The following is a 20,149-nucleotide window of genomic DNA, read 5'->3' as shown; positions in this document are numbered from 1 at the left end:
CAACCCCCGACCGCCCGTTCCATGATGCTTCGGGGACACCAATGAACATGCAATCGTCCTGAGGGGTGACGCCAGGGGAGTACCGGTATCGGCATCCTCAGGCTGGTGAATGGCGGGTGACCGCACCGTGACTACTGTGACTACGCTGTGAGCGGTAGCGCCTTACGTTGATCACCTGACTGTGGTACACTGCCGATGCGTTGACGCGACAGTTGGGGCAGACGTGTCGAGGTCTTCGTTGCTCGTTTGCTGATCTGAGCGGGTGCACCGCGGCGCTCGGATCGTGTGGATCAGGGGAGGTCGGGGCTGCGTCGGAGCCGCATACTGGCCGCGCCGTTCGCCATACTGGGCGGCCTGTTGATCCTGTTGCTCACGCTGGGCACCGTGAGCGCGCTCGACCAATCGCTCATGCCGGGTGGTGCGCCCGAACCACGTTCGGGGCCGTTCCAGCCGCGTGGCTTTGTGCGCGTCATCGACGGTGACACCTTCGAGGTCACCATCGACGGTCGGCGCGTCTACGCAGGCGTCCTCGGGATCGTCGCGCCGCCGTTCGGGACGGAGTGCGGGACGGCCGCCCGGTCCCAGCTGCAGGCGCTGATCGGGCGTGGCGTCATCCTCCGGGACGATCCGGCCAACCTGTTCGACGCCCGCAAGCGACGGCTCTACGTCGTCCAGACGGTGGCGAACCAGTCCGTGGCCGTGGCGATGCTCCAGGCCGGGCTGGCCCGCACCACCGGCATCGGCCCCGAGGCCGCCGCGATGGCCGCTGCCGAGGCCAAAGCCCGCCAGGACGGCACCGGCTGCGTCTGGGGTGGCCCGCTCCCAGCCCCGCGGACAGCGGCAGGGCGGGTGGGCATCGCGGCGGCGGGCACCGTCCTCACGGGCTTCGCCGACGAGACGATGGCCAGCGGCCTGAACTTCCCGACCGGCTTCGCCTTCCTGCCCACCAGTAACCGGGTGCTGGTGCTGGAGAAGGAGGGGCTGGTCCGGCTGGTCGAGAACGGCGTGCTGGCCACGACCCCGGTCCTCGACCTCCGCTCAAGCGTCAACAGCTACCACGACCGTGGCCTGCTCGGGCTGGCCCTGCACCCGGGGTTCGGCTCGAACGGCTACTTCTACCTGTACTACACCTACGAGCACAATGCCGCCGATCCGGCCGGCCCCAAGACCAACCGGGTCGTACGCTACACGCTGGCCGGCAACACGGCGAACCCGGCGTCGGCGCAGGTCATCCTCGGGTCGGTGTCCGGGAGCGGCTGCCCGGCCGGCCCGTCCGACTGCCTCCCCGCCGACGACATCTCCCACGACGGCGGCTCGCTGCGCTTCGACTCGAACGGCTACCTCTTCGTCTCGACGGGCGACGCCGCGAACTTCGGGGTGGTGGACGCGCTGGCCTTGCGCGCCCAGGACAGCGACAGCCTGGCCGGCAAGATCCTGCGGGTGACGGATACCGGCCAGGGCATCAGCTCGAACCCCTGGTGGAACGGGAACGCGGGCCACACGAACTCGAAGCTGTGGGCGAAGGGGTTTCGCAACCCGTTCCGGATCGTGCTGAAGCCGGGCACGAACATGCCGTTTGTCGGCGATGTCGGCTGGTCCGAGCGGGAGGAGATCGACGTCATCCCGGCCGGCGCAAACGCCGGCTGGCCCTGCTACGAAGGTTCGCAGGTCCAGGCCGGCTATCAGGGGTTTCCGGTCTGCACGGCGCTCTACAGCCAGGGGCCGAGCGCTGTGAAGGCGCCGCTTCTGGAGTGGAACCATGACGGCTGGCAGGCTGCTGCGCTGGCCGGCACGTTCTACACCGCGAACGTCTTCCCGCCAACCTACCAGAACGCTCTCTTCTACCTGGACTACGCGCGCGGCTGGATCAACAGCGTCCGCATCAATGCCAGCAACCAGTTGGAGGGCGCGCCGAACGTCTTCGCGACGGACCTGGGCGGCCCGGTCCAGCTGGAGATGGCCTCGGACGGATCGCTCTGGTACCTCGCCATCGGCCCGGGCGAGCTGCGGCGCATCCGCTTTGCCGGCTCGTACACGCCGCTCTCGTGCCCGGACGGCCAGTTCCGCGCCGAGTACTACCAGAACGAGACGCTCGCGGGCGCGCCCTCGTACCAGGCGTGCGAGGCGACCATCAATCACGATTGGGGCGGCGGCCCGCCGACGGCCGGCTTCGGGGACGACCATTTCTCGGTCCGGTGGATCGGGCGGTTCACCTTCAGCGACGGCGTCTACGACTTCACGGCTCGCAGCGACGATGGCGCGCGCGTCTGGATCGACGGCGAGCAGATCGTCGATGACTGGGGCAGCGGGGCGGCCAACAATGTCGTGGGCACGAAGACGATGACGGCCGGGCAGCACACCGTCATGGCCGAATACTGGGATGACTGCTGCGCCGCCGAGATGCGGCTGACCTGGGCTCCGCGCATCCCGAACGCGCCGCCGGCGCCGACGATCACCTCGCCCACGGTGAGCCAGCAGTTCAAGGTGGGCGACGTGATCCAGCTGTCAGGCTCGGCCACCGACGTGCAAGACGGGACGATCCCCACAAGCGGCCTGCGCTGGGATGTGATCCTCAAGCACTGCCCGGGCTTCGGGGCGGCCTGCCACGATCACCCGTTCGTGACGCTGAACGGCGCGACGGCCCAGTTCACCGTGCCGGACCACGGTGACGGCAGCTTCTTCGAGGTGCGGCTGACGGCGACGGACAACGGCGGCCTGACCACCACCGTCACGCGGCAACTGAACCCACAGACGGTCCAGGTCACCATCAACACGCTGCCGCCCGGCGCGGCAGTCCTCTACGACAGCGCTACCCACACCGCGCCGTTCAGCACGACGACGGTTGCCGGCTCCACGCACACCATCGGGGTGACGGCCGGCAGCGGCGAGCAGTTCGTGAGCTGGGGGCACGGCGGCGCGCAGCAGCAGAACGTGACCGTTGGCGTGACAGACGTGGTCTACACGGCGACGCTCGGGCCGACCACTACGCCGACGCCGCCACCGAGCAGCGCCTGCGCGCCTCGGCCTCGGGTGAATATGGCAACGGCTGTGGTCGGAACGGGGCGGCTTCAGGTGACGGTCTCGACCAGCAGCCACCCGGGCTTCGCGACGAACACGCTGAAGTCGATCCAGTTCCAGCAGGCCACGCGCGCCGCCTACGAGATCCCCGGGCAGCCGGCCGGGGCCGGCCCGTACACGGTGACCTACCCGAACGGCACGACCCAGACGACGTTCGTCGTGCAGCGGACGGCAGCCGGCGCAGCGATGGCCCGCTTCACGGTGACGGATGACTGCGGCTCCTGGCCGACGTTCGTCGGTTCGGGCGGGTCTGGCGGCTGGTAGGCCCGGCTGGCGCGATCGCTGTGTAGCGTGGAGACTGGTCCCTGGCCGGTCTCGCTCTGCTGGGCGGAGGACACGACCGTGCGCTGCTTACGGATAGTGCGATCCAGCACTCGGCCACGCGGAAGCCAACGGCACATTCGTCAGCCCGAGCGGAGTGACCTGCTCCCGTCACCGTCATCCCGAGCGACGTGAGCGTGCGAACGCAGTCGAGGGATCTTCCACGGTCGGCTGGGCAACGGATCTGAGGAAGATCCCTTCCACTCCGCTCGTTCCTCGCTACGGTCGGGATGACGGGTATGTTGCGCTCGTTCCCCGCGACGCTTGCCCTGCGCCTGCCGCATGGGGGCGCGATGATAGGGTGAGGTATGCTTGTGCGCTGCTGTCGCCGAGATGACGAACCCATGCGTGCAGGGTGACCGAGCGCCAGACTCGCGGGTCAGAGGCGCGGCGCGAACGTGTCCGGGTTCGGTCCGGTGCGCCCGCGCTCACCCCGGTCCAGCCCGTCGAGCGTCGCCATCTCCTCGGCCGACAGCTCGAAGTCGAAGACCGCCAGGTTCTCCTGCATCCGCTCGCGGTGCGCGGACTTCGGGAAGATGATGTGGCCGTGCTGGACGTGCCAGCGCAGCGCGACCTGGGCGACTGTCTTCCCGTGGGCCGCCGCGATCCGGCCAATCGCCCCATCGTCCAGCAGCACGCCCTGGCCGAGCGGACTCCAGGCTTCGACCGCCACACCGTGCCGGGCGGACGCCGCGCGGGCCGCGACGTTGGTGAAGTACGGGTGCACCTCGATCTGGTTCACGGCCGGCACGGCCCCCGTCTCGCCGACGATGCGGTCGAGGTGGCTGGGCTGGAAGTTCGACACGCCGACGCTGGTGAGCCGGCCGTCCGCGAGCAGCCCGACCATCGCCTTCCAGGTCGAGACGAAGTCGCCGTCGTAGAGCGTCGGCAGCGGCCAGTGGATCAAGAAGAGGTCGAGCCGCTCCAGCTTGAGCTTCGCCATCGTCTCGTCAAACGAGCGGCGCACGTCGTCCGGCCGGTGGTTGCCGTTGCCGAGCTTGCTGGTGACGTACAGCTCTGCGCGCGGGATGCCAGCGGCGGCGATGGCCTCGCCCACGCCGCGCTCGTTGCCGTAGCTCTGGGCCGTGTCGACGTGCCGGTACCCGAGCTCGAGGGCCAGCCTGACGACCTCGGCCGTCTTCCGGGTGTTCTCCGGGGTGGGGCTGCGGTCTGGCGGCACGTTCAGCGTGCCGAACCCGATCTGGGGGATGGTCGAGCCGTCGTTCAGGGTGATGCGCGGCGAGGTGCTGGACATGCTCACCGTGTTGGTGTCCTTTCCGTGCGTGCGTCCGGGGGTGTACGCGGTCATCGTCGCCCAGAGACGGCAGCGCGCGCCAGTACCAGACACGCACGTGCAGGGCGATTGCATGTTCATTGGTGTCCCCGGAGCATCATGGAACGGGCGGTCGGGGACTGAAGTCCCCGCCTACAGTCACGCCGTCGCTGCGCGACGGCCGTCGGGAACGGCGTCGTCTGGTGAGACCGGGGCGTCGCGCAGCGACTGCAGGATGGTAGGCGGGGCTTTCAAGCCCCGACGCGGCGGCACGACGACATCAACATGCAATCGCCCTGATGATGGAGCGTGGCGTGCAGCCTCGCCAGAGATGGCGGCGTACAATGGTCGAGACTGGGACTTTGCTGGTGACCGTGGACTGTGGTCAGGCGGCGAGGCAGCCATGCATGACGCGACGATCCAGAGCATCGAGCAGTGGCTCCGGGCGGCTGCACGCCAGTCAGCGCGCAGCGACGGCGAGCGCCCTGCAGCTGACGACGAGGCAGCATCTTCCGCCGATCCAGCTCAGCAGCAGGACCGGCCGTTCTGGCCGTACCTGGAGAGCGACGACTTCTGGCGCGAGTAGCGGCGGCGATGGGCGGCTCGGGAGGGGGCACACATATGGGGAAGCTTGACGGAAAGGTGGCGCTCGTCACCGGCTCGGGCCGTAACATCGGGCGGGCGACGGTGCTGCGGCTGGCCGACGAGGGCGCGCATGCGATCGTCAACGCGCGGAGCAACCGGGCAGAGGCCGACGCCGTGGCCGACGAGGCCAGGAAGCGCGGGGTCAAGGCACTGTCAATCGTCGCCGATGTCGGCCAGCCGGACCAGGTCGAGGCGATGGTGGCCCAGGCGATGGACGCCTTCGGGCGCATCGACATCCTGATCAACAACGCGGCGATCCGCCCGCACAAGCCGTTCCGCGAGACGACGGCTGAGGATTGGGAGACGGTGCGCGGCGTGGTGCTGGACGGGGCGCTCTACCTGACGCGGGCCGTCATCGACAGCATGGTGGCGAACCAGTACGGCCGGATCCTGTTTTTCGTGGGCGTCGGCGCGTTCGCTGGCGGTCCGCGGCGCGCACTGGTGTCAGCGGCCAAGTACGGGCTGATCGGGCTGGCGCGCAGCCTCGCCGCCGAGTTCGCGCCCGACAACATTCGGGTCAACGTCGTCTCGCCGGGCAGCATCGACACGTCCCGCGCGAACCCCGAATGGTACGCCGGCCGGCCGCCGAATGCGGCTGGCATCCCGCTGGGACGGCAGGGCACGCCGGAGGAGATCGCCGCCACCTGCCTGTTCCTGGTCAGCGACGAGAGCAGCTTCATCACCGGCCAGACGATCCACGTCAACGGCGGCGCGAGCTTTCACTGACGCGGCGGAGCATCGGCCTGCCGGCCCGCCCCTCGTCTCCCGGGCGTCTGTTCCCTGAACCTTGTTCCCTGGCCCCTACGACGGTGCGATGGTGAAGCGGTACCGCACCAGCATGCGGCTCCGTTCGCACAGCACCGGAGCGCCCGTGAAGATCAGGTACTCGAAGCGGGACGGCCGCAGCGGCACCCGTGGCACCAGATGCGCCGTCCCGAACGGCATCCCGACGATCAGCCCGGCCTCGCTGAGGTCCAGCCGCTCGGGCTCATGGACATCGTCCAGGTAGGTGCCGTCCACGTTGCCGTACACGAACTGGCAGAAGAGGTCGGGCGGCGCCGCGGCGTCGGTCAAGTCGTCAAAGCCGCGAATCGAGACCAGCCCCGTGAACTCGGCTGACCGTTCCTGCGAGAACTCCGACTCGCCCAGCAGCTCGGAGTCTGGCGCGCCGCGCTTGAGACGGGTCACCCCGAGAAACTTCAGGTGCAGGCCCCTGGGCGTGGTGGCCTCCGCGCCGATGTGCGTCCAGGGGCAGGCGCGGATCACCTTGACGACGCCGCCGCCAGCGATGATCCGCATCGTTCGGCCGGCCGAGGCTCGGCGGGCGCTCGGCTGGGAGCGCTCGAAGTTCAGCAGGTGGCTCTGCTCGCCGTGCAGCCGCTGGGAGGTGGTGGGTGCGGTCGAGACCAGCTTCCAGCCCTCGGCAGCGAGCCGTTCAAGGACGGCGTGCTCGGGCGTCCGCTGCCCCCGCGCCGGATAGTTCCGCACAAGATGGTCGCCTGCTCGGGCGTCCCAATCTGCGTAGAGGGAGAGATGTTCCAGGTCGGGCATCGCCCTCTCCTCTTCGAGATGGCGCGTCGGGGGCGGCGCACCCACGCCCGCTGGATGGCCCGCACGCGCCGCAGGCCGCCACGCTCATTCTCTCATAACGACGTGTGATCTGCGCGGTTCCGGAGGGCGCCCTTACGGCCCAACTGCCGAGATCCCGACGAACATGTCGTAGGTGGCGTTCCCACGCGTCCCGCCGACGCTCAGCCGGTACTGGCCCCCCTCGGACTCTGGCAGCTCGCCGTAGAGTGTACGGGTCTCGTACTGGTCGTCCAGGGTGACCCACGCGCCGAACTGGCGGATCGACAGCTCGACGACGGCGTTGTCTTCCGCCGACATGACGGCCACCGAGATGAACTGGCCGGGGCGCGCGCCGAAGACGTAGTTGTCGCGTTCGCCACGGATGACCGCGCCCGAGACCACGCCGTAGCTCTTGCCCGGCACGAACGAGAGGTTGAAGTCACGGGCCTCCGCTGGTGAGGCATGCAGGGCCGTTACCAGCAGCAGGACGGAAAGAACGGTCAGGAGGCGTCGTCGCAACGTCAGGCTCCAGGGGCGGATTCGACCGTGAGATGGTACCGTGTGGGTACGGTCAGGGCCGGTACGGTCACGGCGCAGCATTCTCGCACATGGAACGGCGCGATGTGCGTCGGACGGTGCTCGGGCGCAGACGCCTGCGGACACGGCGCGCCGCGCGCTTGCTACCTCGGCCAGATCCACCACATCAGCGGCAGCGCGCTCATCCAGCCGGCCGCCACCTGGGCCGGCGTGTGCCGGTCCAGCCGCACCCGCGCCCACCCGATCACCACGGCCAGCATCGCCAGGGGTAACGCGGCCACCATGCCGCCCCAGGCCAGGATCACCATCGCCAGCCCGGCCGAGCCTGCCGCGTGGTAGCTGATCTTCCACCAGATCGTCACGAACGCCAGGAAGACCATCTGCAGCAGGAGTCCCGCGTCCAACTGCACGAACACCTGGGCCGCCCCGATGCTGCGGAGGACTGGGTACGCTGCCAGCGCGCAGAGGACGCCGAAAAGGGCTGGCTGGAGCCGCTCAGCGCGACGCGGCAGGCCAGGGTTCGAGATGCGGCCTGAGCGGTACAGGCCGTAGATGAACAGACACGGCACCAGGGCCGTCGCCGCGAACAGCCCGAGCGCCCCCCGCACGATGGGCGGGCCGGACTCCTCGCTGCACCAGGCTGCGAAGGCGATCAACGGCACGATCAGGACGGGCGGCGCGCCGACGATCGAGATGGCACGCGCCAGCCGGTCAGCAGAGCTCTGCGCCACGAGTTGGACGTCGGCCGGCGGGTTCGCTTCCAGGGTCGTGCTCCTTGCGCGCATCGGCCGGCAGCCCGCCGAGTCAGATGACGCCCGTTGATCGCGGTCGCGGTTCCGCCCTCCTATCGTACAGAATCCCGCCCGTCGCTCGGGAATCGTTCTCGGGAGGCCAGGGCGATTGCACGTTGGGCGGGTCGCGCAGCGTCGTCGGGGCTTGAAAGCCCCGCCTACCATCCTGCAGTCGCTCGCGACGCCCCGGACTGACCGGACGACGGCTGTTCCCGGCCGCCGTGCTGGCTCCGACGCTACGAAGACGGCCCCTTGAGATGCCGATTCGTGACGAGCGCTGGCCGTCAGGGACGGTCGGACCACTCGGGGATCGGTCCCCGGCGCAGACTGACGCGCAGCAGCGGCGGGTCGCTGCCGTACTCGGTGGCGTGGCGGCAGGCGTGGACCTCGTATTCCCCCGCGGGATCCTTGACGATCCGGATGTGGCGGGCGCTCTCTTCGAGGCGTACGGTGTCGCCGGTCTGGTACCAGGTGCCTTCGTCAGGAACGTGATGGGTCGAGAACTTGCCGGTCTTACTCATGCTTGACCTTTCAGCCGAGCGCCGATGGGCGCGGGCGCCCGTACGGGATTCCGCGCCGACGGACGGCGGGTGCAGGTGGTGGATGCGGAGGCTCCGTGGATGTGGAGCCTCTCCGGATGGCTGCCACGCGGTGTGTCAGTCCGTGCTGGGCGAGACCTTCGGCCTCGGGTTTGCGCTCGCGCCGGTCTCGCCATGGACCACGATGTGGGCATCGTCGAGATGCTGGGAGCGGTCGGCTGCCGACCGCGCAGCCGGCTGTGCCCCTCGCGCCCGAACGTCGCGCGTGACCACGACCTTGCCATCGCTCTCGACGTGCCCAGACTGCACGATCAGGTTCTGGAACGCGTCCAGATCGGCATACCGCTTCACCTCCACCATGCGCTGTGCGGCTGTCGCCGGGTCGAAGACGCGGAAGTACGTCACCTTGCGGTCAGAGTACCGCCCGCTCATCTCCACCATCAGCAGGGTGTTGAGCGGGGCAGGGGACGACGGGCCGTCGCGCTCGACGGCGTGCATAATGGTCGTGGTCAACGGACGCGCGGACGGGCGCTTGAAGAAACCGAACATGGTGACATTCCTCGCGGTGAGGCGGCAGCGGGCGCACGCGGCGCAGGCGTGCGCCGTGCGGGTTCGTCCCTTTCGGGTTCGTACCCTGCGGGCTGGCGCGTGGGCGGCAGTCAGAACGGCAGGGCGGTCGGCAAGGCCTCGGCGACGCCGGAGCATGACGGCCCCGTTCCAGCATCCGACAGCAGCACCATGCTGCCTGCCGTCGCTGGCGACATCAGGGGGTGATGACCACCTTCCCGTCCACTGCCGCTGCTCGGCTCATCAGGCCGGCCAGCGGGTCCATGCCATGCGTGCCTACAGGACCGACGACCACGCGTCAGCGCAGCATCAGCAGAGCGACTCCCTGCTCTGCCATCCGAAGCGCCCGATTCCACCCGATGACGATGGGGCGCACCAGAGCGGCCGATGCGCCTCGTTGCGAGGACCCTACGACGCTCGGCTTCCTCTCCGAGCATAGCATATCAGCGACAGGCGACATGCTGAAGATGAGGTATCGCATCGGATCGTCGATTCACGAGGCGTTGCGGCGAAGATTCACGGAGTGTGTGGCTCGGGGAGTCGCAGGCTGAGGCCCGGGTCTCGGCACTGGGGCAGGCCGTGCGGGGGCATGATCCGAAAGGTTCCACGTAGGTCTTCGAGCAGGGAACGCACCGCGATTCGTACTCCCACCATGGCATCCGTCGATGCCCGGCCCCCATCGGCAGGTCGGGCGCGATAGATTGCCAACGAGTCGATGCCCTCGGCAATCGCGCGGCAGCAGAGGCCCCGGAGATAGAACCGGTGAAACTCCCGCTCAGCGAGCGTAGAGGACACTGCCTGCGTTGCGCTTTCGACATCCTCACCGTGCAACTGCGGCAGTCTGGCTGGTGGTTGGATGGCCTTGATCGCACCCAGCGCCTGTGCCAGCGTTTCCTCGGTGCCATCTGCCAGGCTGGCGCGGAGAATCACCGGATAGTGACTGGCGCCAGCGTCACTCAGCAACGGACTTCGGTACAGCGTGCCTGACGCCAGATCGGCGTCGAGCTCATCCAGCATGTACAGTCGCGTCGCTGCGTCCAGATCGTGCAGGCAGAGTGCCATGTGCTCCTCCTGGCGTCGCCGCCGTTCCGCACGCCGCCAGTCGACGAGGTGACATGACGGCACGCCGATGCGGGCGACTCAGCACTCCACTCCACCCTTGAGGAGCCGCCAGCGCGCCGCCACCTTCGATCAGCTCGTCACGCGCCTGCTTCCACTGTACAGCATGTCGCGGATCACCCGGCGTTTAGTCCGCGTGCGGCGCTCGTGCTGATCCCGGGGCCGGCCGCGCAGGATCGCGCTCGGCCAGAAGCTGGGCGACCAGATCGCGCACGCGGTCCAGCTGGTACGGCTTGGCCAGCACGGCATCGACATCGTGCTCTTGCAGCTCTTCCTGGTTGATGACTGCGCCCCAGCCGGAGGCCAGCACGAACAGCAGGGCCGGCCAGCGGCGGTAGACCTCGTCGGCAAGCTACCAACCGTTGATGCCGGCGCCCAGGCTCAAGTCCGAGATCACCATGTCGTACGGCGCAGCCGCCAGCAGATCGAGCGCCCGTTCGCCGCTCGGCGCGGTATCGACCTGGTGCTTCGCACGGCGGAGCGCCACGGCCAGGAGCATCGCCAGCGGCGGCTCGTCGTCCACCACCAGGATGCGGGCAGGCGGCGCCTCAGCAGGGTGCTCCGCAGGCGCAGGGGCCGCTGCCAGCTCGGTTGCCACTGGCAGGCGCAGCGTGAACGTCGTTCCCTGGCCTTCCGCTGAGCGGACGCCGATCTTGCCGCCCAGCCGCTCGACAATGCCGAAGACCATCGCGAGGCCGAGGCCGGTTCCGGCCTCGCCCTTGGTCGTGTAGAACGGCTCGAAGATGCGCGCCTGGACATCCGGCGGCATGCCGGTCCCGGTGTCGGATACGGCGACGACGACCATCGTGCCCTCGCGGCTCGACGTCATGTGGATCGCTCCGCCCTCGGGCATGGCGTCGACGGCGTTGAAGATCAGGTTCACCAGCGCCTCGCGCAGCGAGTCCGCCCAGCCGCGCACGTGCAGCTTGCCGCTGATGTCCAGCGTCAGCTCGATGGGGCGGCCGTCAGCCTGTGCGCGATCCCGCCACTGGGGCGCGGTGAAGCGGGCGGCCTCTTCGACGACGGTGCTCACGTCCACGATCTCGGGCTCGCCGATCTCCTGCTGGCGGGCGAACGCCAGGAGCCGCTTGACGGTGTCCGCGCCCTGGACGGTGGCCTGGGCGGCGGTGGTCAGGTGTTCGAGCAGCCGGGCGCGCTCGGGGGACGGCGGCAGGCTTCGAAGCTCGTCCTGCGCGAGCTGCACGTACCCGGAGGCCACGCCCAGCGCCTGGTTGAGATCGTGCGCGACGCCGCCGGCCATCTGACCGAGCGCCCGGAGCTTCTCGCCCTGTTGGTAGAGGTCGCGTTGCCGCTCGGCCTCCAGGCGCTCGGTCAGATCGGCCAGCACTGTGACCCGCCCGATCGCCTCGCCGTCAGGGCCAAAGATCGGCCAGGAGGTGAGCGACGAGGGGAACGTCGAGCCGTCGCGCCGGGCGCCGGTCAGCTCGCGGACGGATGGCCCGGGCTCGCGGTGTCGAGACCACCAGTCGGGGTCTTTCGGCAGCTCGTGCGGCGGTGGGTTCAGGTCGGCGATGCGCTTCCCGACCACCTCATCAGCTTGCCAGCCCAGGAGCGCTTCGGCGGCGTGGTTCCAGTAGGTGATGCGGCCGGTGCTGTCGCTCGCCACCACCGGCTGCTCGACGGCCGAGAGCAGCGTCGCCTGGAAGTTGAGCGAGGCCTGCTGGTGGCGGAGGACATCGGCCTGCCGCTCGCTCTCGGCGCGGGCCTGCTCGGCCTGATCTGCCCGCTGTTCGGCCTCGTGGCGGGCGGCGTCGATCATCAGTCGGCTGACCACCAGACAACTGACGCACATGACGGAGGCCAGCACCTGACCCAGGCCCAGCTGCGCCACCAGGGGGCCGGCCCGGACGAGCAGGATGGCTGCCGTCACCACGTACGTGCCCACGACCCAGGCCGGCCCGGCCAGGACCATCGCCAGTGCACTGGGGATCAGGATCGCCTGGGGCAGATACCACGGCGCGCCCGACGACGAGATGGTGAGCGTTCCGCCCACCATCGGCGCGACGAGCATCAGGTGCCCGTAGCGGGCACGATCCCAGCCGAGCCAGTAGAGGACCGTCAGCGTGACGCACAGCACCGTCGCCACGACGAGGGCCGGCAGGGAGTCCAGGGGCGGCCTGATCCCCAGCAGCCGATAGTACGCCGTCGCCAGGACCAGCAGTACGGTGCCGATGGTGATCAGTGCGAGCCGGGCGTAGCGCTCGGTGGGCCGGAATCCACGGCGCACGCGCGCCGCCATGGTGCGGCGACCTTCGGCGTGGTAGCCCCGCTCCCGTACCAGCATCGACCCTATCCTCGCGGAACCTGGCGACCGCGCACTCCTGGCTCCGGCCGCTGCCCATTGTACAGAGCAAAACGGGTATCTCCGAGCGTTTGGTATGGCCCCAGGTGACCGCACCCGCCACGGCTGGCTAGAATCCGGCCGCATCACCCGCCCGGGCGCTCTCCCGCTGCCCAGAGTGTGACCCGGGCCGTGCGTGAAGGAGGGCGTCCGTGGCTGGATTCGCCGAGTACGAACAGTACGATGCCGTGGGGCTGGCCGAGCTGGTTCGCCGGAAGCAGGTCTCACCCGCCGAGCTGCTGGATGCCGCCATCGAGCGCGTCGAGGCCCGCAATGGCGCGGTCAACGCCGTCATCGGCCGGGCCGACGACCGCGCCCGCGCGGCCATCGCGGATGGGCTGCCGGTGGGGCCGTTCACGGGAGTCCCATACCTGCTCAAGGATCTGGCCGGCTGGCAGGCCGGCGACGTCGTCACGCGCGGGTCGGACTTCTTCAAGGATACGCCGGTGGTGGCGCAGGACGGCGAGCACGTTCAGCGGCTCAAGCAGGCCGGGCTGGTGATCTTCGGCCGGACGAACTCCTGCGAGCTGGGCCTCTCCCTGACCTGCGAGCCGCGCGCCTACGGCCCGACGAAGAGTCCCTGGGACACCACCCGCATCTCGGGCGGTTCGTCTGGCGGGGCGGCGGCCTCGGTCGGCTCGCGGATGCTCCCGATGGCCCACGCTTCGGATGGCTTCGGCAGCATCCGCGCCCCTGCCGCCTGCTGCGGTCTGGTGGGCCTGAAGCCGACGCGCGGCCGGAACACCCAGTCCCCCTACTCGGGCGAAGGGCTGGGCGGCTGCTCCACCGAGCATGCCGTCACCCTCTCCGTGCGGGACACCGCGACGCTGCTGGACGCCATCTCCGGCCCTGGCCTGGGCGATCCCTACGCTGCGCCAGCCCCGAGGCGGCCGTTCGCACAGGAGGCCGGGGCCGATCCCGGCACGCTGCGGATCGCCTTCACCACGAAGGCCCCGAACGGTGCGCCGGTCGCCCCCGAGTACCTGGAGACGCTCCAGATGACGGCGAAGCTCTGCGCCGACCTGGGGCACCATGTCGAGGAGGCCGACCCGCAGGTTGACGGCGAGCTGGTCGTCCCGACCTTCCTGACGATTGCCGCCGTCAACACGGTGGTCAACCTCGGGAGCCACCCCACGAAGGGGCGCTCGGCCCGGCAGGGCGAGGTCGAGAACGTCACCTGGGCGACCGGTCAGCTTGGCGAGCAGACGTCGGCGGCGGACTACGTGCGCGCCACCCAGACGATGCACCGGCTCGGGCGGCAGATGGCGGCGTTCCACCAGCAGTACGACCTGCTGCTGACGCCGGGCCTGGGGACGCTCCCGCCGAAGCTCGGGTGGATCGACATGATGATGGACGACGTCCACGAGTACTGGCGGCGGGTGTTCACCTTCTCGCCGTTCACCGTCTGGTTCAACCTGACGGGCCAGCCGGCCATGATGCTGCCGCTCGGGCAGAGCGCGACGGGCTTCCCCATCGCGGTGCAGCTGGTGGCCCCGTTCGGCGACGAGGCCGCGCTGATCCGGCTGGGGAGCCAGCTGGAGGCGGCAAAGCCCTGGTTCGGCCGGAAGCCGCCGGTGGCGCAGTAGTCAGGCCGCAGCAGTTGCTGATCGAAAGCTATGCCAGGGCGCAGGAGGTCGTCGCCAACAACGAACAGCTCGATTCCGCCCGAGCCTGAGCCGCTGTCTCAAGGAGTCGCTACCGGGTCCGGCTGCGTCGCTCGATCGACGCCCGCAGCCGCTCCGGCAGCTCCGCCAGCGGCGTCAGCTCGACCGCCCCGCCGTCTCGCTCCTTCCACTCGACGGCGCCCTGCGCCAGCCCCTTCTGCCCGATGCTCAGCCGCAGTGGCAGGCCCAGCAGGTCGGCATCCTTGAACTTCACGCCGGCCCGCGCGTCGCGGTCGTCGTAGAGCACGTCCAGGCCGGCCGCCTGGAGCATCGCCAGCACCTCCTCGGCGCACTGGGCCAGGGCCGGCTCGCGCCCGAGCGTCAGCAACTGCACGTGATACGGCGCGATGCTCCACGGCCAGATGATGCCGTCGTCGTCGTGGTGCAGCTCGATGGCCGCCGCCATCACCCGCCCGACGCCGATGCCGTAGCTGCCCATGAAGATCGGGACGCTCGCGCCGTCCGCCGTCAGCACGTTCGCGCCGAGCGGCGTCGAGTACTTGGCGCCAAGCTTGAAGATGTGCCCCAGCTCCAGCGCCTTGAAGACCTCCAGGTGACCGTCGCAGCGGGGGCAGCCCTCCCCAGGCTGGACGGTGCGGAGATCGATCGCCCGTGCGCCGGCCGCGCCATCCTGCCCGGCCAGCCCGAACGGCAGCACGTCGCGCTGGACATCCACACCGCGCAGGTGGACGCCGTCGTCGTTGGCCCCGGTCACCATGCCGGCGGCCTCGGCCAGCACCGTGTCCACCAGGACCGTCGCCCCCGTGAACCGCACCGCCCCCAGCGAGCCAGGATGCGCCCCCATCAGCGGGACGATCTCCTCGGGGGCAGCAGGGCGCACGACGCTCGCGCCCGTCGCCGTCTGGAGTTTCGCCTCGCTCAGGGAGTGATCGCCGCGCACGACCGCCACGACCGGCGTGCCGTCCGCGACGTAGATCAGCGTCTTGAGCTGACGATGCGGGGCGACGCTGTACGGCGGCGACGCCAGCGCGTCGATGGTCACCACGCCGGGCGTCGCGAACCGCTCGGGCGTGTCACGCAGATCGGCCGGGTCTGGCGCGCCGGCCGCCTCGATCCGCGCGATGGCCGTCTCGACATTGGCGGCATAGTCACACGAGGTGCAGGCCGCCACCAGATCCTCGCCGGCGTCCGTGCGCGCCATGAACTCCGCCGAGCCGCTGCCGCCCATCGCCCCCGAGTGCGCCTGCACCATGACGGTCGGGATGCCGCAACGTCGGAAGATGCGCTCGTAGGCGGCGCGCTGATCGTCGTAGGCGGCGTCCAGCCCGGCCTGGTCGAGGTCGAAGGTGTAGGCGTCCTTCATCGGGAACTCGCGGACCCGCAGCAGGCCGGACTTCGGGCGTGGCTCGTCTCGGAACTTGGTCTGGATCTGGTACCAGACTTGCGGAAGGTCGCGATAGCTGCGTAGCTCATCACGGGCCAGCAGGGTGAAGATCTCCTCGTGGGTCATCCCCAGGCCATACTCGCTGCCCCGGCGGTCGGTCAGACGGAACATCTCGTCGCCCATGACCTCCCACCGACCGCTCTGCCGCCAGATCTCGGCCGGGTGGAGGGCCGGCAGGCGGAACTCCTGACCGCCGATGCGCTCCATCTCCTCGCGGATGATGGCCTCGACCTTCGCCAGCGTGCGGATCGCCAGCGGCAGGTAGCTGTAGATGCCGGCCGCCAGTTGCCGAACGAACCCGGCCCGTACCAGCAGGCGGTGGGAGACGGCGACGGCATCGACGGGAGCTTCTTTGAGCGTCGGCGCAAACAGCCGACTCCAACGTGAAACGGTCATCACGATTCCTCACTGCGTCAGTACAACGTTAGCGCAGTCGGGCTTGCGACTGGCAATAGCAGACTCGATGGTGTACACCCTGGCAGGATGGAGGTGCGCTGCGTGGCGGATGAACGCAGACGTTTACACGAGTTGGTCGACCAGCTGCCAGGAGAGGAGCTCGCGCTGGCGGCGCAGCTTCTGGAGCTGCTGGTGCACGGTCGCGGTGGGCGCGGCGTGGCCCTGACCAACGGGCACGACGATGACGAGGAGCCGGAGGCGGTTGACGCCTCGGCGGAGACCGTCGCCCGGCTGGCCCAGCTCACGGACGAGGATCTGCTCAGGCTGGATGAGCTGCTCGAATCCGATCCGGAGGGGGCGCGGCAGTTCTGGCGCGAGCGGTTCGGCGAGGAGCTGCCGGCCGACGACCTGATGCAGGACGACGACGAAGACGTCGACGACGACGACCACGTGCCCGAGCGAGCCGACGGCCGATGAGGCGGTCGGCTCAGATGACGCCGTCTGCTCGCAGCCGGGCGAGCCGCTCGGGGGTGTAGCCCAGCAGGCCGCCGTAGACCTCGTCGTTGTGCTCGCCGACCCACGGGGCCGGCCGGGCGTAGCCAGCCTCGGCGGCCGAGAAGCGGATGGGCAGGCCGGTGCCGTAGACCTCGGCGTCGCCAGCCGGCTCGCCCGGGGCGGCGGCATCCGCTGAGCGGCCGGCCGCTGACCCCTCGGTGGCGGCCAGGGCCGGACGGTACGTCGGGTGGCGCAGCGGCACGATCTCCCCGCGCCGCAAGACCCGCTCGTCGTGGACGGCCTCGCGCGGGTCGCGGACCTCGGCCGCCGGCACGCCGACCGCGTCCAGCAGCGTCACGACCTCCGCCGTGGTGTGGGAGCGCGTCCACGCTTCCACCATCTCTTCCAACGCCTGCGCGTTCGCGACGCGGCGGTCGCGGGTGCGAAAGCGCTCGTCAGTCAGCAGGCCGGGCTGGCCCATCACCCCCACGATGTCCGCGAACTGACGGTCGGTCGGCGCGGTCAGCGTGACGAAGCCGTCCGCCGTCTGGAAGATGCCGAACGGCACGAGGCGGGTCATTTTCGGGCCGGTCCGGACGGGGACGCCGCAGCGGGCCATCGCGTCGAACGGCTCCGCGCCCACCAGCGACGTCAGCGCTCCGAGCATCGAGACGTCCACCTGCTGCCCGACGCCTGTCTGCTCGGCCTGCCGGAGCGCCGCCAGGATGCCGATCGCGGCGAACAGCGGCGCGGTCAGGTCGCCCAGCGGGACGCCGTTGCGGATGGGAGGGTCGTCGGCGTTGCCGCTGGCCAGCATCAGGCCGCTCAACGCCTGAATCACCACGTCCATCGCCTTGCCGCCGCCGGGCGGGCCGTCAGCGCCGAAGCCGCTGATCGAGCAGTAGACGATGGCCGGGTTGATGCCGGCACCCCAGGCGTAGCCGACGCCCAACCGGTCGAGCGTGCCACGGGAGAAGTTCTCGACCACCACGTGAGCATCGCGCACCAGATCGGCGAAGACCTCGCGGCCCTGCGGATGCTTCAGGTTGAGCGTGACCGCCCGCTTCCCGCGCGAGCGCACGATATGCCCGAGCGACATGTCGTCTTCGTGGCGCTGCAGGACGCTGAGGCCGTCTCGCCCGAGGAACGGTGCGTTGGTACGGGAGGAGTCCGGACCGGCCGGGTTCTCGATCTTGATGACGTCCGCACCCAGGCCAGCCAGCAGGAGGGTGCAGAACGGACCCGACAGCGCCCAGGTCAGATCGACGACGCGGACGCCGGCGAGCAGGTGGGCGGTCATGCTGAACGGCGCTGTCCGGCGAGCATGCAGGAGATTTTAGTACACCCCGACGCAGCAGCAGCGGCGGTCCCGGCCAGGCTGACCTCACCCCCGACGGCCCAAGCAGCAACGACCCAGGTGGGTGATCCCCCAGGGGCACGGTCCGTGCGTTACCTCTTGCGACGGCTCGTCTCTCGTAGCGCGTCCGAGACGCGCGTTCGGGGAGGCCCCGGAATCGACTGCTATACTGTTGGTGTCTGTTGGCGCATGGGACCAGGGGGCAATTGACGCCCTCACCACACCGGTCACGCCAACGCCTCTCCGCACATCGTCGCGCAGCGAGGCTCAACCCTCAGAGACCCTGCGACCCGAGGATGTGAAAGGAGCGAGTTCCCAGAACGACCCGGCCGAGCTTGCCAGCCCCGAGGGGCGGCAGGGCGGGGGACCCGAATCCGCACTGGCCCGAGCAACGCGGCCGGCGTGGATGATGCGCATCAGCCCCTGATGCGCGCGTCAAGGTCTTGACCTGGGGTGAATCGTGCCTCGCCGGCGCGTAGGATCTCGACGCTTCCGATCCGAACCCGACAGCTAACCCCGTAGGCCCAGTGAAGGAAGCGCACCCACTCCACATCACGAGGAGCGTGCGCCCATGCATCGCGAAACCGCCCAGGCTATCTGGTACCGCCGTCTCGACCGCGCCTGTTTCACGTCGGATGACGCCGACACGACGACGTCAACGGCTGCGAAGACCGTCGAGCGCCCTGCCACCGCGACCATCGGCCTCAAGGGGCGCTGGTTCCCCCGCTTCACCACGACGAGCGCCGCCGAAGAGTGGCGTCCGTTGGCAGAGGAGCGCCGCCGTTGGGCCGTTGAGGCGTCCGGCGACCGCCAGTACTGAGACGAGTGGCCAGTCATCAGTTGTCAGTCGTCAGCGATCGGTGAGAGGCATTCAGCACTGACAACTGATGACTGACAACTGAACGCTCACACATTCCCACCGACGCTTGAGCGCGTCACTTGACACCCTCCGGGACGGATGGTACGCTCCCTCGCAGGCGTACACATCTGTTCATGCACATCTGTGCGGCCCTGGAGAGAGAGCGCCGTCTGATGGCTGTTCCTGACGACTCGGACGACTTGCTCGCCTCCGCTGCGCGGATGTACTACCTCGATCAGCTCGACCAGCGCGAGATCGGCGACCTCCTCGGCGTCTCCCGCTCCACCGTCTCGCGCCTGCTCAAGAGCGCGCGCGACCGGGGCCTCGTCCAGATCTCGGTCAGCCCCTACGACCCGCGTGACCGCCAGCGCGAGGCGGCCCTCCAGGACCGTTTCGGCGTGCGCCACGCGGTGGTCATCCGGACCACTGGCCGCTCGGCGGCGAACGTCGGGCGGACAGTCGGCTACTTCGCGGCTGCGGCGGCGTCCGAGCTGATCGGTGCTGGCGCGACGGTCGGCGTCTCAGGCGGACGGACCCTCGCGGCGCTCGTCAGCTTCATGGCCCCGGCCGAGGCCGCCCAGCACGTGACGATCCTGCCGATGATGGGCAACATCGGCCCCCAGACGACCGCCATCGACGGGCTGGAGATCAGCCGCGAGCTGGCGCGGCGGCTCCAGGGCGCGTTTTACACCGTGAACGCGCCGGCCGTCGTGCAGGACCGGCAGGCCCGCGACATGCTGCTGGCCCACGCCCACATCCGCCTCGTCTGGGAGCTGTTCGACACCCTGACCCTGGCCTTCGTGGGGATCGGGACGCTCGCCGACTCGATCTTCGTGGAGCAAGGCGTGTTCCGTCCGGCCGAACTGGCGGATCTAGGACGCAGCGGCGTTGTCGGCGAGATCTGTGGACGATTCTTCGATCGTGACGGGAGGGAGTGCGCGACTGAGTATCGAGACCGTGTCTTGAGCATCGACCTGGATGTGCTCCGACGATGCGCCCACGTCGTCGGCGTGACCAACGGCCCGCGGCGGGCGGCGGCAGTCCATGCTGCCTTGCGCGGCGGCCTGATCGCCTCGCTGGTCATCGACGACGTCGGTGCAGACGCCGTCCTGGCCCTATCTGACGACGCCTGACGCTGCATCGGCAGCGCACGGGTCGGCAGCCGGAACACG

General features: G+C 69.5%; 18 protein-coding genes. 7 read left to right on the top strand and 11 right to left on the bottom strand.

What is annotated here, in order from left to right; translation table 11 throughout:
• Positions 1 to 357: 357 nt before the first annotated feature.
• Positions 358 to 3,342, top strand: a complete 2,985-nt coding sequence (locus IT306_30470; protein ID MCC7372776.1) for a PQQ-dependent sugar dehydrogenase — start codon at positions 358 to 360, stop codon at positions 3,340 to 3,342.
• 436 nt (positions 3,343 to 3,778) lie between these two features.
• On the opposite strand, the gene IT306_30465 is transcribed toward IT306_30470, so the two are convergent.
• The gene (locus IT306_30465; protein MCC7372775.1) at positions 3,779 to 4,654 is read right to left on the bottom strand and encodes an aldo/keto reductase; all 876 of its coding nucleotides are present in this window, start codon (positions 4,652 to 4,654) and stop codon (positions 3,779 to 3,781) included.
• A 421-nt stretch (positions 4,655 to 5,075) separates the two neighbouring features.
• Between IT306_30465 and IT306_30460 the strand changes: the two genes are divergently transcribed.
• Together IT306_30460 and fabG are read left to right on the top strand one after the other, a co-directional pair.
• Positions 5,076 to 5,258 carry a hypothetical protein gene (locus tag IT306_30460; protein ID MCC7372774.1) on the top strand — a complete coding sequence of 61 codons (183 nt, stop codon included), beginning with the start codon at positions 5,076 to 5,078 and terminating at the stop codon, positions 5,256 to 5,258.
• A 35-nt stretch (positions 5,259 to 5,293) separates the two neighbouring features.
• The gene (gene fabG, locus IT306_30455; protein MCC7372773.1) at positions 5,294 to 6,043 is read left to right on the top strand and encodes a 3-oxoacyl-ACP reductase FabG; all 750 of its coding nucleotides are present in this window, start codon (positions 5,294 to 5,296) and stop codon (positions 6,041 to 6,043) included.
• 75 nt (positions 6,044 to 6,118) lie between these two features.
• Here fabG and IT306_30450 read toward each other — a convergent pair whose 3' ends face one another.
• From IT306_30450 to IT306_30415, 8 genes are all read right to left on the bottom strand, one after another.
• Entirely contained in the window at positions 6,119 to 6,868 is a 750-nt protein-coding gene (locus IT306_30450; GenBank protein MCC7372772.1) for a hypothetical protein, read from the bottom strand.
• Between the two features lie 132 nt (positions 6,869 to 7,000).
• Positions 7,001 to 7,405, bottom strand: a complete 405-nt coding sequence (locus tag IT306_30445; GenBank protein MCC7372771.1) for a hypothetical protein — start codon at positions 7,403 to 7,405, stop codon at positions 7,001 to 7,003.
• A 161-nt stretch (positions 7,406 to 7,566) separates the two neighbouring features.
• Complete coding sequence (locus IT306_30440; protein ID MCC7372770.1) at positions 7,567 to 8,208, bottom strand: hypothetical protein; 642 nt, start codon at positions 8,206 to 8,208, stop codon at positions 7,567 to 7,569.
• A gap of 290 nt (positions 8,209 to 8,498) precedes the next feature.
• Positions 8,499 to 8,735 carry a hypothetical protein gene (locus IT306_30435; GenBank protein MCC7372769.1) on the bottom strand — a complete coding sequence of 79 codons (237 nt, stop codon included), beginning with the start codon at positions 8,733 to 8,735 and terminating at the stop codon, positions 8,499 to 8,501.
• A gap of 135 nt (positions 8,736 to 8,870) precedes the next feature.
• The gene (locus tag IT306_30430; GenBank protein ID MCC7372768.1) at positions 8,871 to 9,302 is read right to left on the bottom strand and encodes a hypothetical protein; all 432 of its coding nucleotides are present in this window, start codon (positions 9,300 to 9,302) and stop codon (positions 8,871 to 8,873) included.
• 534 nt (positions 9,303 to 9,836) lie between these two features.
• A complete protein-coding gene (locus IT306_30425) occupies positions 9,837 to 10,382 on the bottom strand; it encodes a hypothetical protein (protein ID MCC7372767.1) in 546 nt (181 codons plus the stop codon).
• 184 nt (positions 10,383 to 10,566) lie between these two features.
• Positions 10,567 to 10,749 carry a hypothetical protein gene (locus IT306_30420; GenBank protein MCC7372766.1) on the bottom strand — a complete coding sequence of 61 codons (183 nt, stop codon included), beginning with the start codon at positions 10,747 to 10,749 and terminating at the stop codon, positions 10,567 to 10,569.
• A gap of 42 nt (positions 10,750 to 10,791) precedes the next feature.
• Positions 10,792 to 12,744, bottom strand: a complete 1,953-nt coding sequence (locus tag IT306_30415; GenBank protein MCC7372765.1) for a PAS domain S-box protein — start codon at positions 12,742 to 12,744, stop codon at positions 10,792 to 10,794.
• Positions 12,745 to 12,953: 209 nt separating this feature from the next.
• Here IT306_30415 and IT306_30410 point away from each other — a divergent pair, with 209 nt between their 5' ends.
• Positions 12,954 to 14,387, top strand: a complete 1,434-nt coding sequence (locus IT306_30410) for an amidase (protein MCC7372764.1) — start codon at positions 12,954 to 12,956, stop codon at positions 14,385 to 14,387.
• 109 nt (positions 14,388 to 14,496) lie between these two features.
• Here the strand turns inward: IT306_30410 and IT306_30405 are convergent, their stop codons facing one another.
• The gene (locus tag IT306_30405) at positions 14,497 to 16,266 is read right to left on the bottom strand and encodes a proline--tRNA ligase (protein MCC7372763.1); all 1,770 of its coding nucleotides are present in this window, start codon (positions 16,264 to 16,266) and stop codon (positions 14,497 to 14,499) included.
• A gap of 102 nt (positions 16,267 to 16,368) precedes the next feature.
• Between IT306_30405 and IT306_30400 the strand changes: the two genes are divergently transcribed.
• A complete protein-coding gene (locus tag IT306_30400; protein ID MCC7372762.1) occupies positions 16,369 to 16,743 on the top strand; it encodes a hypothetical protein in 375 nt (124 codons plus the stop codon).
• Positions 16,744 to 16,753: 10 nt separating this feature from the next.
• Here the strand turns inward: IT306_30400 and IT306_30395 are convergent, their stop codons facing one another.
• Positions 16,754 to 18,061 (bottom strand): CoA transferase, encoded by a 1,308-nt coding sequence (locus IT306_30395; protein MCC7372761.1) that lies wholly within the window; start codon positions 18,059 to 18,061, stop codon positions 16,754 to 16,756.
• A gap of 628 nt (positions 18,062 to 18,689) precedes the next feature.
• On the opposite strand from IT306_30395, the gene IT306_30390 reads away from it, so the two are divergent.
• Positions 18,690 to 18,938, top strand: a complete 249-nt coding sequence (locus tag IT306_30390) for a hypothetical protein (protein MCC7372760.1) — start codon at positions 18,690 to 18,692, stop codon at positions 18,936 to 18,938.
• 212 nt (positions 18,939 to 19,150) lie between these two features.
• The gene (locus tag IT306_30385) at positions 19,151 to 20,110 is read left to right on the top strand and encodes a sugar-binding transcriptional regulator (GenBank protein MCC7372759.1); all 960 of its coding nucleotides are present in this window, start codon (positions 19,151 to 19,153) and stop codon (positions 20,108 to 20,110) included.
• Positions 20,111 to 20,149 lie beyond the last annotated feature (39 nt).

It is taken from the genome of Chloroflexota bacterium (assembly GCA_020850535.1).
Lineage (GTDB): Bacteria > Chloroflexota > UBA6077 > UBA6077 > JACCZL01 > JADZEM01.
This window is presented reverse-complemented; position numbering and strand designations above follow the sequence as displayed.

What these genes read in the sequence shown, in the direction of transcription:
- IT306_30385 (MCC7372759.1), top strand. Translation starts at nt 19,151, where the DNA reads ATGGCTGTTCCTGACGACTCGGACGACTTGCTCGCCTCCGCTGCGCGG.
- IT306_30460 (MCC7372774.1), top strand. Translation starts at nt 5,076, where the DNA reads ATGCATGACGCGACGATCCAGAGCATCGAGCAGTGGCTCCGGGCGGCT.
- IT306_30425 (MCC7372767.1), bottom strand. Translation starts at nt 10,382, where the DNA reads ATGGCACTCTGCCTGCACGATCTGGACGCAGCGACGCGACTGTACATG.
- IT306_30440 (MCC7372770.1), bottom strand. Translation starts at nt 8,208, where the DNA reads ATGCGCGCAAGGAGCACGACCCTGGAAGCGAACCCGCCGGCCGACGTC.
- fabG (MCC7372773.1), top strand. Translation starts at nt 5,294, where the DNA reads ATGGGGAAGCTTGACGGAAAGGTGGCGCTCGTCACCGGCTCGGGCCGT.
- IT306_30435 (MCC7372769.1), bottom strand. Translation starts at nt 8,735, where the DNA reads ATGAGTAAGACCGGCAAGTTCTCGACCCATCACGTTCCTGACGAAGGC.
- IT306_30415 (MCC7372765.1), bottom strand. Translation starts at nt 12,744, where the DNA reads ATGCTGGTACGGGAGCGGGGCTACCACGCCGAAGGTCGCCGCACCATG.
- IT306_30430 (MCC7372768.1), bottom strand. Translation starts at nt 9,302, where the DNA reads ATGTTCGGTTTCTTCAAGCGCCCGTCCGCGCGTCCGTTGACCACGACC.
- IT306_30405 (MCC7372763.1), bottom strand. Translation starts at nt 16,266, where the DNA reads ATGACCGTTTCACGTTGGAGTCGGCTGTTTGCGCCGACGCTCAAAGAA.
- IT306_30395 (MCC7372761.1), bottom strand. Translation starts at nt 18,061, where the DNA reads ATGACCGCCCACCTGCTCGCCGGCGTCCGCGTCGTCGATCTGACCTGG.
- IT306_30450 (MCC7372772.1), bottom strand. Translation starts at nt 6,868, where the DNA reads ATGCCCGACCTGGAACATCTCTCCCTCTACGCAGATTGGGACGCCCGA.
- IT306_30465 (MCC7372775.1), bottom strand. Translation starts at nt 4,654, where the DNA reads ATGTCCAGCACCTCGCCGCGCATCACCCTGAACGACGGCTCGACCATC.
- IT306_30390 (MCC7372760.1), top strand. Translation starts at nt 18,690, where the DNA reads ATGCATCGCGAAACCGCCCAGGCTATCTGGTACCGCCGTCTCGACCGC.